Below are 11679 nucleotides of genomic sequence, written 5' to 3'. Positions count from 1 at the left end.
GCACCGTGCGCCCGGCGGGCGGACGCACATGTCGGATTCCTGCCAGCGCCCGGCCAGTCGTGGGTGCTTGGGTCGGCCCATGACACTTCAGCACCCACTGCACGAAACCGCTCTCGCCTTCCGCGCCCTGCACGTGCCCGGCCGCCCGCTCGTCCTGCCGAACGCCTGGGACGCGGTCAGCGCCGCCGTCGTGGCGCAGGCCGGCGCCCCGGCCGTCGCGACCACGAGCGCCGGGCTCGCCTGGGCGCTCGGTGCTGCCGACGGCGACCGACTGGACAGGGACCGCGCGCTGGACGCGGTCGCCCGGATCTGCGCCGCCGTGCGCGTCCCGGTCAGCGCCGACATCGAGGGCGGCTACGCCGAGGACCCGGCAGGCGTCGCCGGCACCGTCCGGGCCGCCCTCGACGCGGGCGCCGTCGGAGTCAACATCGAGGACGCACGGTACGAGGCGGGCGGTGAGCCGCTCAGGCCCGTCGCCGAGCAGGCGGAGAGGGTGGCCGCGGCCCGCGAGGCCGCCGACGAGGCGGGCGTGCCGCTGTTCGTCAACGCCCGGATCGACACGTTCCTGCGCGGTGCCGGGGGAGTGGACGTCACCCTGGAGCGGGCGGCGGCCTTCCTCGCCGCGGGCGCCGACGGGATCTTCGTCCCCGGAGCCGTCGACGCGGAGACGGTCAAGGCGCTCGTCGCGGGCATCGACGGCCCGGTCAACGTGATGGTGTTCCCCGGCGCGCCGTCGGTCGCCGAGTTCGCCGCGCTCGGCGTCGCCCGGATCAGCGCGGGCGCGGGCCTCGCCCAGGCCGCCCACGCCCTGGTCCGCCGCGCCACGCGGGAGCTGCTCGAAGCGGGCACGTACGGGGCTCTGACCGGTGGTTACGACTACGGCGAGCTGAACGCGCTGTTCGCGCGTGCGGGGGTCACGGGGGCCTGAACGCACTGGTCACCCGTGCGGCAGGCTGACCGCTCGGGCGACGGGAAGCCGCCTGCGCCGCTCACGCGCGCGCAGCGCTCAGCAGGTGTCCCGCATCAGCTCGGCCAGGCCGTGGTCCAGGTCGAGCTGGAGGTGTTCGAGGCCGACGGGCACCAGTTCGTTGGTCGCCTCCAGGAAACGCCGTATCTCGCCCGAGCGCACATGCACGATCGCGGTGCCTTCGGGTGCGTGGAACTCCAGCACCGTGCGGTCGTACCCGTACGGCCGCACGCGGACGTCGCCGTGCCCCTCGGGGCCCTGCAGCCCGTCCGTCAGAAGGTCCCGGGAGAAGGTCCAGCACACCTCGACACCCTCCAGGGTGGCCGGCGCCGGGAAGGTCATGCGGACGGCGAAGGGGTCGTGCCGGTCGTAGCGCAGCGTGGCGGGAATGCTCGGCATACGCGGTGCGGCGGCGACGAGACGGGCCTCGACGGGCTGCTCGATGACGGTGGACAACGCCTTGCTCCCTCGTGACGGCTGGACTACGCCCGGATGTGCGGCACCCGGCACAGGAAGAGACGACGGATTCGGCCGAAGCGTGCACACGGAGAACGAGTGACCTCGGTCACCGCCTTCATGCATGGCGCAGAGCCGGATGTTGTCGCCTTCAAGGACCGGCCGGCCGCCCCCGCCTGGCGGGCCGGCAGTACGTCCTCTGGACGGCGCCGGGGGCATGCACTAGCTTCGCCCGCCATGAGGCGCTCGGGGAGCACGCGACGCAGGGGACGGACCGGCAATCTCGTGGCGGCGGGGGTGGCGTGCGGGACGGCGCTGGCCGCGCTGACCGTCCCGGCGGCCCATGCCGGGCCGCTCGGGCAGGAGGGCGCGCGAGCGGCGAGCGCGCACTGGGAGGCCAAGGACCCCGGCACCGCGCAGGTCCGCTTCCGGGGTCTCGCGGCCGTCGACCGGCACACCGCCTGGCTCGCCGGCACCGGTGGCACGGTACTGCGCACCACGAACGGCGGCTCGACCTGGCGGAACGTCTCTCCTCCGGGGGCGGCGGAGCTGGAGTTCCGGGACGTGCAGGCCTTCGACGCACGGCGCGCGGTGGTGCTGGCCATCGGCGAGGGCGAGGCCTCCCGGGTGTACCGCACCGACGACGGCGGGGCGACCTGGGCGGAGTCCTTCCGCAACCCGGACCCGAAGGCCTTCTACGACTGCCTCGCCTTCTTCGACCGCCGCCACGGCCTCGCCCTGAGCGACCCCGTCGACGGGAAGTTCCGCATCCTGTCCACCGGCGACGGCGGCCGCTCCTGGCGGGTGCTGCCCTCGGACGGTATGCCGTCCGCCCTGGACGGCGAGGCGGGGTTCGCCGCGAGCGGCCAGTGCCTGGTCACCGCCGGCTCGGAGGATGTCTGGCTGGCCACCGGCGGCGGGGACCACGCGCGCGTGCTGCACTCCACCGACCGCGGACTGACCTGGACGGCCGCCGACGCACCCGTCCCGGCGGGCGATCCGGCGAAGGGCGTCTTCGCGCTCGCCTTCCGCGACCGCACCCACGGCATCGCGGTCGGCGGCGACTACCGCCCCGGCCGGCTCTCCCCGCAGGCCGCCGCCGTGACCGCAGACGGGGGCCGCGGCTGGCGGTCCGCCACCACGCCCCCGGCCGCCTACCGTTCCGGCGCCGCCTGGCTCCCGCACAGCCGCACCGCCGCGCTCGCCGTCGGTCCCACCGGCACCGACCTCACCACCGACGGCGGCCGTACCTGGCGGACGATCGACACCGGCTCCTACGACACCGTCAGCTGCACGCCCGACCTGAGCTGCTGGGCGGCCGGCGAACAGGGGAGGGTGGGCCGCCTGGAGCGCTGAGCCACCCGTCCGGCGGAGGAGCCGAGGTAAGTGGCCGCAAGCCGGGTACTCGTCTCCTGCCCAAAGGAAAGGAGCGATCATGCCAGCCGGTTCCAGCCCCAAGCGCGAGCGTCAGTACGAGCACATCAAGGAGAGCGCGCAGGACCGGGGCGAGAGCGCCGGACGCGCCAAGGAGATCGCCGCGCGGACGGTGAACAAGGAACGCGCCCGCTCCGGCGAGTCCAAGACCGCAAGCCGCAGCTCGACGCAGGACATGTCGTCCGGCAAGCGCGGCGGCCAGCGATCGGGCAACCGGGCCGGCTCCCAGGGCCCGACCTACGACCAGCTGTACAACGAGGCGAAGCAGCGCGGCGTCGAGGGCCGCTCGAACATGAACAAGAGCCAGTTGCAGCGTGCGCTGAACGCCAAGAAGAGCTGAGCCGGGAGGCTCAGCCCAGTGTCTGCCGGTGGTGCGCCAGTTCCGGGGCCGTCTTCGTGGCGACGAACTCCGTGACGCGGTACGCGCACACGCCGGCGACGGCGAACGGGTCGCCCGCGACGATCTCCTCGATGCGGGCGCGGTCCTCCGCGACGGCGAGAATCACTCCGCCGTCGCGGGGGCTCTTGCGCCCGGACGCCAGGAAAAAGCCCCTCTCGTACTGCTCCTCCAGCCACGCCACGTGGTCCGGCAGCAGGGCGTCCACGGCGTCGAGCGACGCGGTGTAGGTCAGCTCCAGCACGAACATGATCGTCAGCCTACCCCCCGGCCCTGACAACCGTCCGTGGGCCCGTACAGTCGTGGCCACCATGACGACCGTAGGCGTACCGGCGGGCTGGCCCGCGACCGAGGAAGAGGCTCGCGCCGTACAGGACGAACTGCGCGGGCGGGTGGTGCTCGGCGAGCCCGGACCACCGCCCGGGACGGGCCGTGTCACCGGCGTCGACGTCGCCTATGACGACGACCTCGACCTGGTCGCCGCGGCGGCCGTCGTGCTCGACGCCGCCACCCTGGACGTCGTGGCGGAGGCGACGGCGGTCGGCCGGGTCTCCTTCCCGTACGTGCCCGGACTTCTCGCCTTCCGGGAGATCCCCACCGTCCGGGCCGCCCTGGGCGCCCTGCCGTGTCCGCCGGGTCTGGTGGTGTGCGACGGCTACGGCCTCGCCCATCCGCGCCGCTTCGGTCTCGCGAGCCACCTGGGCGTCCTCACGGACCTGCCGACCATCGGTGTCGCCAAGAACCCGTTCACCTTCACCTACGAGGACCCGGCGCCCGCGCGGGGCGGCTGCGCGCCACTGCTCGCGGGGAGCGAGGAGGTCGGGCGCGCGCTGCGCACCCGGGAGGGTGTCAAGCCGGTCTTCGTCTCCGTCGGCCACCGGGTGAGCCTGGACAACGCCCTGGCGCACACCCTGGCGCTGACCCCGCGCTACCGGCTGCCGGAGACCACGCGAAGGGCGGACGCCCTGTGCCGCCGCGCGCTTCGGGAGGCGACCCGGGGCCGGACCGGCGGCCAGGTTCAGGACGCGACGACGCGCCAGGCACCGACCTCCTGATACGCCGAGTCGTAGACGGCCGAACCGTCGCCCGGCTCGAGGGCGTAATGGCGCAGGTTGCCGCCCCAGTAGCGCAGGATGCGCCCCAGCTCACCCGCCCGGTCCTGCTCCACCGCACCCTCGTCCACGGTCACTTCGAGCACGAACTTCACGTCTCCTCCGCCTCCTTGGGCTGCTGCCACCTGGGCTTCCATCGTCTCATTCAAGTGCTTGTTGGCACTTCGCGGCCGATGACCGCGGCCGGCTGGGGGTTCACCGGGCACGAGGTCTCAAATCGCCGGGGACGCGCGGGTGGAGCGGCGGGAAACGCCCGGAGCGGCGGAGCGGCCCCGAGCGCGCGGGGCCGCGGTACCGACGGCCGCCGGCTAACGGACCGCCGCCACCCGGAAGGTGATCCCGGCGGCGCGCAGCCGCTCGGTCAGGGCGTCGCCCATCGCCTGTGCCGTGGTGACCTGTCCGGCCGTCGGCGGGAGGTCGTCGAAGGCCAGGCTGAGGGCCGCCTCGGCGAACATCTTCGCCGTCTCGTCGTAACCGGGATCGCCGCCCGCGACCTCCGTGAACACACGCCGGCCGCCGCCCTCGCCGACGAAGCGCACCGCGAACCAGCTGTCCGCCCGCTTCCGCGCGCTCGGCCCGTCCCCCGGCTTGAGCCGGTCCGACAACCAGCGTCGCGCGGGCGGCAGCTGGGCGGCGGCCACCACCGTGCCGACGGCGGCGACCCCGCCGAGGGCGACCGGCAGACGCCGTACCGCGGCGTAGTGGCGGTAGCGGAAGTCGGGGCCGTACCGCTCCAGCGCCCGTGCCGAACGGCGCACGATCTGCGGGTCGATGGTCGGCAGCGGCAGCGCCCACGCGCCGACCTCGCGGGCGAACCTCGGCGCGCCCGTCGGCGCGGCGACCCGGCGCCCCATCAGCCGGGGCTCGTGCCGGCCCCGCTCCCGCGCGGCGGCGAACATCCGCCGGCCGCGGGCGGCCTGGTTCAGCGCCGAGGCGAGGGTGCCGCCGGAGAAGGCCGCGTCGGCGGTCACGTATCCGTCCACGGTCAGCGGCACGCCCTCCGGCAACTGCCGCACCGTGAAGTACACGCCCAGGTCGTGCGGCACGGAGTCGAAGCCGCAGGCGTGCACCAGGCGGGCGCCCGTCTCACGCGCGCGTGCGTCGTGCCGGACGTACATCAGGTCCACGAACTCCGGTTCACCGGTGAGGTCCAGGTAGTCGGCACCGGTGTCCGCGCAGGCGGCGACCAGTTCCTCCCCGTACAGCACGTACGGCCCCACGGTCGTGGCCACCACGCGCGCGTGCTCGGCGAGGGCGCGCAGCGTCGCCGGTTCGTCCACATCGGCCCGCAGGACGCCGACGTCCGCGCCGCCGGGCAGGCGCTCACGCAGCCGCTCCAGCTTGTGTTCGTCGCGGCCCGCGACCGCCCAGCGCAGCTCCTTCGGCGCGTGCTCGGCGAGGTACTCCGCGGTGAGCGTGCCGACGAAGCCCGTCGCTCCGAAGAGCACGAGGTCGTAGGGACGGTCCGTCCTGTTTAGCCTGCTCATGACACCCCTTGGTCGTGCAGCCCGCGCCGCTGTCGGTGGCTGAGGCTAGCGTGAAGGGGTGCGCACTCCGACGGCCGGGCCGGAGGCAGTGGTGGTGGCCATACCGGGGAACACTGTGGAGAAAGGGGAGAAGGTGCGCGGGTGCAGCGTGGTCCGCCCCTCGGGCCGCACGGCCGGGGTCCCTCACTCGCCCGGGTGATGGTCCGCACTACCGGGCACTTGGCTAAGCGCTTGCTCGTTGAGGTCTTGTGCCCGGTGGAACGTGTTCTTAGCATCACCGGTGTTACATCAGTTGTGTTACACGGCCTTGGGGGCTGCACCCATGACGACGGCAAGGACGCCGACCACGCCGGGCACCGGCCCGCTCTCCGGCGTGCGCGTGGTGGAGCTGGCCGGCATCGGGCCGGGCCCGTTCGCCGCCATGCTCCTGGCCGACCTGGGCGCGGACGTGGTCCGGGTGGACCGGCCGGGCGGCCCGGGACTCGCGACAGACCCCGCGTACGACGTCACCAACCGCAACAAGCGCTCGGTCGTGGTCGACCTGAAGGCGCCGGATGGCCCCGCCCGCGTCCTGGACCTCGCCGAACGGGCCGACATCCTCATCGAGGGCTACCGCCCGGGCGTCGCCGAGCGGCTCGGCGTCGGCCCCGAGGAGTGCCACGCCCGCAACCCCCACCTGGTCTACGGCCGCATGACCGGCTGGGGCCAGGACGGCCCGCTCGCCCCCCGCGCCGGCCACGACGTGGCTTACATCGCGCTCACCGGCACGCTCGGCATGATCGGCCGTCCGGACCAGCCCCCGGCCGTCCCCGCCAATCTGCTCGGCGACTACGCGGGCGGCTCCCTCTACCTGGTCGTCGGCGTCCTGGCCGCCCTGCACCACGCGCGCGCGACCGGCACCGGACAGGTCGTCGACGCCGCCATCGTCGACGGCACGGCCCACCTGTCCGCGATGATCCACGGCATGCTGGCCGCCGGCGGCTGGCAGGACCGGCGCGCCGCCAACCTCCTCGACGGCGGCTGCCCCTACTACGGCACCTACGAGACCGCCGACGGCGCGTACATGGCGGTCGGTGCCCTGGAAGGCCGGTTCTACGAGGAGTTCCTGCGCCTGCTCGGCCTGGACGACCTGGCGCCGGCCCACCGGGACTGGACCCGCTGGGGCGAGCTGCGGGAACGCGTCGCCGCCCGCTTCAGATCCCGTACCCGGGACGAGTGGACGGCCGTCTTCGCGGGCTCCGACGCCTGTGTGGCCCCCGTGCTGTCCCTGCGCGAGGCCCCGGACCACCCGCATCTGGCCGCCCGCGGCACCTTCACCGACCACGGCGGTATCACCCAGCCCGCACCGGCCCCCCGCTTCTCCGCGACCCCGACCGCCGTCCGCACCGGCCCGGCGCTGCCGGGCGCCGACACGGAGACGGTGGCACGGGACTGGGGCATACCCGACCTCGTGAACGACGACCTCGTCGCGGACGGCGACTGACCCGGCCATCCGGCGACCCCGCCCTCGGCGACCGGCTCCCGCCGGCCCGCCCTCCCGAAAGGCACACCAGTGAGCACCGAAGCGTACGTGTACGACGCGATCCGCACCCCGCGCGGCCGCGGCAAGGCGAACGGCGCCCTGCACGGCACGAAGCCCATCGACCTGGTCGTCGGCCTCATCCACGAGATCCGCGACCGCTTCCCCGGCCTCGACCCGGCCGCGATCGACGACATCGTGCTCGGTGTCGTCGGACCGGTCGGCGACCAGGGCTCCGACATCGCCCGGATCGCCGCGATCGCCGCCGGACTGCCGGACACGGTCGCGGGCGTGCAGGAGAACCGCTTCTGTGCCTCCGGTCTGGAGGCCGTCAACCTGGCCGCGGCCAAGGTCCGCGCGGGCTGGGAGGACCTGGTCCTCGCGGGCGGTGTCGAGTCCATGTCCCGCGTCCCGATGGCCTCCGACGGCGGCGCCTGGTTCAACGACCCGATGACCAACCTCGCCGTCAACTTCGTGCCGCAGGGCATCGGTGCCGACCTCATCGCCACCATCGAGGGCTTCTCCCGCCGCGACGTCGACGAGTACGCGGCCCAGTCGCAGGAGCGCGCCGCCACCGCCTGGAAGGAGGGCCGCTTCGACCGCTCCGTCGTGCCCGTCAAGGACCGCAGCGGCCTGGTCGTCCTGGACCACGACGAGCACCCGCGCCCCGGCACCACCGCCGACTCGCTCGGGAAGCTCAAGCCGTCCTTCGCGGACATCGGCGAGCTGGGCGGCTTCGACGCCGTGGCACTGCAGAAGTACCACTGGGTGGAGAAGATCGACCACGTCCACCACGCGGGCAACTCGTCCGGCATCGTGGACGGCGCCTCGCTCGTCGCGATCGGATCCAAGGAGGTCGGTGAGCGCTACGGCCTCGTCCCGCGCGCGCGGATCGTCTCCGCGGCCGTCTCCGGTTCCGAGCCGACGATCATGCTCACCGGTCCCGCCCCCGCCACCCGAAAGGCCCTCGCCAAGGCCGGCCTCACCATCGACGACATCGACCTGGTCGAGATCAACGAGGCGTTCGCCGCGGTCGTGCTGCGCTTCGTCAAGGACATGGGGCTGTCGCTGGACAAGGTCAACGTCAACGGCGGCGCCATCGCCCTCGGCCACCCGCTCGGCGCGACCGGAGCCATGATCCTCGGCTCGCTCCTCGACGAACTCGAGCGCCAGGACAAGCGGTACGGCCTCGCCACGCTGTGCGTGGGCGGCGGCATGGGCATCGCCACGATCCTCGAGCGCATCTGAACTCCCCGCGGAAACAAGCGACTTCAACGGAGACGACTGTCATGACCGAGAGCACCACCATCCGCTGGGAGCAGGACGACACCGGTGTCGTCACCCTCGTCCTGGACGACCCCGACCAGTCCGCGAACACCATGAACCAGGCGTTCCGCGACTCCCTCGCCGCGATCACCGACCGGCTCGAGGCCGAGAAGGATTCCGTCCGCGGCATCATCCTCACCTCGGCGAAGAAGACCTTCTTCGCGGGCGGCGACCTGCGCGACCTGATCCGGGTCACACCCGGGACCGCACAGGAGCTGTTCGACGGCGGCCTCGCCATCAAGCGAAACCTGCGCCGCATCGAGACCCTCGGCAAGCCGGTCGTCGCGGCGATCAACGGCGCGGCCCTCGGCGGCGGTTTCGAACTGGCCCTCGCCTGCCACCACCGGGTGGCCCTCGACACCTCCGGCACGAAGATCGGCTGCCCCGAGGTCACCCTCGGCCTTCTCCCCGGCGGCGGCGGTGTCGTCCGCACCGTGCGGCTGCTGGGCATCGCCGACGCGCTGCTGAAGGTGCTCCTTCAGGGCACGCAGTACAACGCGCGGCGCGCCCAGGAGAACGGTCTCGTCCACGAGGTCGCCGCCACGCCGGAGGAACTGCTCGCCAAGGCCCGCGCGTTCATCGACGCCAACCCCGAGTCGCAGCAGCCCTGGGACCGGCCCGGCTACAAGATCCCCGGCGGCACCCCGGCCAACCCCAAGTTCGCCGCCAACCTGCCCGCCTTCCCGGCGACCCTGCGCAAGCAGACCAACGGTGCGCCGTACCCGGCCCCGCGCAACATCCTCGCCGCGGCCGTCGAGGGCTCGCAGGTCGACTTCGAGACCGCCCAGGTCATCGAGGCCCGCTACTTCGTGGAGCTGGCCGCCGGGCAGACCTCGAAGAACATGATCCAGGCCTTCTTCTTCGACCTCCAGGCCGTCAACTCCGGCGCCAACCGGCCGAAGGGCATCGAGCCCCGCCAGGTCCGCAAGGTCGCCGTCCTCGGCGCCGGCATGATGGGCGCCGGCATCGCCTACTCGTGCGCCCGCGCCGGCATCGACGTGGTCCTGAAGGACGTCTCCCTGGAGTCGGCCGTCAAGGGCAAGGGCTACTCCGAGAAGCTGTGCGCCAAGGCCGTCGCCAAGGGCCGTACCAGCCAGGAGAAGGCCGACGCGCTGCTCGCCCGGATCACGCCCACCGCCGAGGCGGCCGACCTCGCGGGCTGCGACGCGGTCATCGAGGCCGTCTTCGAGGACACGACGCTCAAGCACAAGGTGTTCCAGGAGATCGAGTCGGTCGTCGCCCCGGACGCGCTGCTGTGCTCCAACACCTCCACGCTGCCCATCACCACGCTCGCCGAGGGCGTGGAGCGGCAGGCCGACTTCATCGGGCTGCACTTCTTCTCGCCCGTCGACAAGATGCCGCTGGTCGAGATCATCAAGGGCGAGCGCACCGGTGACGAGGCCCTCGCCCGGGCCTTCGACCTGGTCCGGCAGATCAACAAGACGCCGATCGTCGTCAACGACTCGCGCGGCTTCTTCACCTCCCGGGTGATCGGCCACTTCATCAACGAGGGCGTCGCCATGGTCGGTGAGGGTGTCGAACCCGCCTCCGTGGAGCAGGCCGCGGCCCAGGCCGGCTACCCCGCCAAGGTGCTCTCCCTCATGGACGAGCTGACCCTGACCCTCCCGCGCAAGATCCGCCGGGAGACCAGGCGGGCCGTGGAGGAGGCGGGCGGCACCTGGACCGCGCACCCGGCGGAAGCGGTCATCGACCGCATGGTGGACGAGTTCGGCCGCACCGGCCGCAGCGGCGGCGCCGGCTTCTACGACTACACGGAGGACGGCAAGCGCGCCGGGCTCTGGCCGGGACTGCGCGAGCACTTCACCAAGCCCGGACACGAGATCCCGTTCCGGGACATGCAGGAGCGCATGCTCTTCTCCGAGGCCCTCGACACCGTGCGTCTCCTCGAAGAGGGCGTCCTCACCTCCGTCGCCGACGCCAACATCGGCTCGATCCTCGGCATCGGTTTCCCCGGCTGGACCGGCGGCGTCCTCCAGTACATCAACGGCTACGAAGGCGGCCTGCCCGGATTCGTGGCACGCGCGCGTGAACTCGCCGAGCGCTACGGGGAGCGCTTCACCCCGCCCGCGCTGCTCGTGGCGAAGGCGGAGAAGGGGGAGCGGTTCGGCGACTCAGCCCGTTCCTGATCCGGTGAGCCACTCGCTCAGCTCTTCCCGCAGCGATCGCTGGAAGGTGGTCAGCAGCGCCTGCACCACCAAGGGGTGCATGTGCGCCGACAGGGACTTCACATCCCGGGCGGCACGCTCCGCCACCTCGCCTCGGAAGAGCTGGGAGAGTTCGTGAGCCGCGGCGCGCGAGTGCTCCACGAGCACCTTGCGCGCCGCGAGGATCGCCTCCTGCGACAGAGGCACGTCGAGGAGCTGGACGCCGAGCCGGAGCAGCCCGGCGTCCACCCGGAACCCGTCCTCGTCCTCCGGCATGACGACGTTCATCGCCGCCAGCCGCTCCACGTCCTCCTCGCCCAGCGGCCGTCCCGCCCGCCGCTCGAGTTCCCGGCGCGACACCGTCTCCACCGCGTCCGGCGCCCAGGACGCGACCACCGCGCGGTGAATGGCCAGATCGTGCGGGGTCAGGTCCGGCGGCAGCTGCCGCAGATACCGTTCGATCGCCGCCAGCGTCATGCCCTGCTGGCGCAACTCCTCGACGAGAGCCAGCCGCGCCACATGACCGGGCCCGTAGTGCCCCACCCGGCGCGGACCGATCTCCGGCGGCGGGAGCAGCCCCTTGCTGCCGTAGAAACGGACGGTGCGGACGGTGACGCCCGCCCGGGCGGCCAGCTCGTCGATGGTGAGGGGCGTCTCCTCGGCATCGGTCGTCATGTACAGCAGTATCGCTGTCTCACCGATCGTGTGAAACCCGCGGAGGCCATGTGAGAAGTACCGCTGTGTGACGTGGACCATCGCATACCCGGTGAACCTTTGGGAAGCTGCTGCCTTGGTCTGTGCCGCGACACAAGGGTG

The 11679-nt window shown here is 72.8% G+C and carries 12 protein-coding genes; 7 read left to right on the top strand and 5 right to left on the bottom strand.

All coding sequences use genetic code 11. From position 1 onward, the window contains the following. The first annotated feature begins 79 nt into the window (after positions 1 to 79). A complete protein-coding gene (locus tag AC07C1_RS33445; RefSeq protein ID WP_478945207.1) occupies positions 80 to 928 on the top strand; it encodes an isocitrate lyase/PEP mutase family protein in 849 nt (282 codons plus the stop codon). Positions 929 to 1006: 78 nt separating this feature from the next. On the opposite strand, the gene ssgD is transcribed toward AC07C1_RS33445, so the two are convergent. Further along, entirely contained in the window at positions 1007 to 1423 is a 417-nt protein-coding gene (gene ssgD, locus AC07C1_RS33440) for a spore wall synthesis regulator SsgD (protein WP_478945205.1), read from the bottom strand. Between the two features lie 237 nt (positions 1424 to 1660). On the opposite strand from ssgD, the gene AC07C1_RS33435 reads away from it, so the two are divergent. Together AC07C1_RS33435 and AC07C1_RS33430 are read left to right on the top strand one after the other, a co-directional pair. Continuing rightward, positions 1661 to 2779 (top strand): WD40/YVTN/BNR-like repeat-containing protein, encoded by a 1119-nt coding sequence (locus AC07C1_RS33435; protein ID WP_478945203.1) that lies wholly within the window; start codon positions 1661 to 1663, stop codon positions 2777 to 2779. 79 nt (positions 2780 to 2858) lie between these two features. Then, positions 2859 to 3197 (top strand): plasmid stabilization protein, encoded by a 339-nt coding sequence (locus tag AC07C1_RS33430; protein WP_478945201.1) that lies wholly within the window; start codon positions 2859 to 2861, stop codon positions 3195 to 3197. Positions 3198 to 3207: 10 nt separating this feature from the next. Here the strand turns inward: AC07C1_RS33430 and AC07C1_RS33425 are convergent, their stop codons facing one another. Next, entirely contained in the window at positions 3208 to 3504 is a 297-nt protein-coding gene (locus tag AC07C1_RS33425) for a YciI family protein (RefSeq protein WP_478945199.1), read from the bottom strand. 61 nt (positions 3505 to 3565) lie between these two features. On the opposite strand from AC07C1_RS33425, the gene AC07C1_RS33420 reads away from it, so the two are divergent. Further along, entirely contained in the window at positions 3566 to 4309 is a 744-nt protein-coding gene (locus AC07C1_RS33420) for an endonuclease V (protein WP_478945197.1), read from the top strand. Here AC07C1_RS33420 and AC07C1_RS33415 read toward each other — a convergent pair. Beyond that, complete coding sequence (locus tag AC07C1_RS33415) at positions 4273 to 4461, bottom strand: hypothetical protein (protein ID WP_478945195.1); 189 nt, start codon at positions 4459 to 4461, stop codon at positions 4273 to 4275. The two genes, AC07C1_RS33420 and AC07C1_RS33415, sit on opposite strands and share 37 nt — an antisense overlap. 213 nt (positions 4462 to 4674) lie before the next feature. Beyond that, positions 4675 to 5853, bottom strand: a complete 1179-nt coding sequence (locus tag AC07C1_RS33410; RefSeq protein ID WP_478945194.1) for a saccharopine dehydrogenase family protein — start codon at positions 5851 to 5853, stop codon at positions 4675 to 4677. A gap of 322 nt (positions 5854 to 6175) precedes the next feature. Here AC07C1_RS33410 and AC07C1_RS33405 point away from each other — a divergent pair, with 322 nt between their 5' ends. The 3 genes from AC07C1_RS33405 (at position 6176) to AC07C1_RS33395 (ending at position 10845) form a co-directional block, all read left to right on the top strand. Next, entirely contained in the window at positions 6176 to 7336 is a 1161-nt protein-coding gene (locus AC07C1_RS33405; RefSeq protein ID WP_478945192.1) for a CaiB/BaiF CoA transferase family protein, read from the top strand. Between the two features lie 69 nt (positions 7337 to 7405). Then, positions 7406 to 8620 carry an acetyl-CoA C-acetyltransferase gene (locus tag AC07C1_RS33400; protein ID WP_478945190.1) on the top strand — a complete coding sequence of 405 codons (1215 nt, stop codon included), beginning with the start codon at positions 7406 to 7408 and terminating at the stop codon, positions 8618 to 8620. Between the two features lie 41 nt (positions 8621 to 8661). Next, a complete protein-coding gene (locus tag AC07C1_RS33395) occupies positions 8662 to 10845 on the top strand; it encodes a 3-hydroxyacyl-CoA dehydrogenase NAD-binding domain-containing protein (RefSeq protein ID WP_478945188.1) in 2184 nt (727 codons plus the stop codon). Here the strand turns inward: AC07C1_RS33395 and AC07C1_RS33390 are convergent. Further along, positions 10831 to 11538, bottom strand: a complete 708-nt coding sequence (locus AC07C1_RS33390) for a MerR family transcriptional regulator (protein ID WP_478945187.1) — start codon at positions 11536 to 11538, stop codon at positions 10831 to 10833. The genes AC07C1_RS33395 and AC07C1_RS33390 overlap by 15 nt on opposite strands. Positions 11539 to 11679: the final 141 nt, after the last annotated feature.

The organism is Streptomyces sp. NPDC045022, assembly GCF_056432605.1.
This window is presented reverse-complemented; position numbering and strand designations above follow the sequence as displayed.

Excerpts from the sequence above, each read along its gene's own strand:
- AC07C1_RS33445 (WP_478945207.1), top strand. The coding sequence starts at position 80 with ATGACACTTCAGCACCCACTGCACGAAACCGCTCTCGCCTTCCGCGCC.
- AC07C1_RS33435 (WP_478945203.1), top strand. The coding sequence starts at position 1,661 with ATGAGGCGCTCGGGGAGCACGCGACGCAGGGGACGGACCGGCAATCTC.
- AC07C1_RS33430 (WP_478945201.1), top strand. The coding sequence starts at position 2,859 with ATGCCAGCCGGTTCCAGCCCCAAGCGCGAGCGTCAGTACGAGCACATC.
- AC07C1_RS33425 (WP_478945199.1), bottom strand. The coding sequence starts at position 3,504 with ATGTTCGTGCTGGAGCTGACCTACACCGCGTCGCTCGACGCCGTGGAC.
- AC07C1_RS33420 (WP_478945197.1), top strand. The coding sequence starts at position 3,566 with ATGACGACCGTAGGCGTACCGGCGGGCTGGCCCGCGACCGAGGAAGAG.
- AC07C1_RS33410 (WP_478945194.1), bottom strand. The coding sequence starts at position 5,853 with ATGAGCAGGCTAAACAGGACGGACCGTCCCTACGACCTCGTGCTCTTC.
- AC07C1_RS33405 (WP_478945192.1), top strand. The coding sequence starts at position 6,176 with ATGACGACGGCAAGGACGCCGACCACGCCGGGCACCGGCCCGCTCTCC.
- AC07C1_RS33395 (WP_478945188.1), top strand. The coding sequence starts at position 8,662 with ATGACCGAGAGCACCACCATCCGCTGGGAGCAGGACGACACCGGTGTC.
- AC07C1_RS33390 (WP_478945187.1), bottom strand. The coding sequence starts at position 11,538 with ATGACGACCGATGCCGAGGAGACGCCCCTCACCATCGACGAGCTGGCC.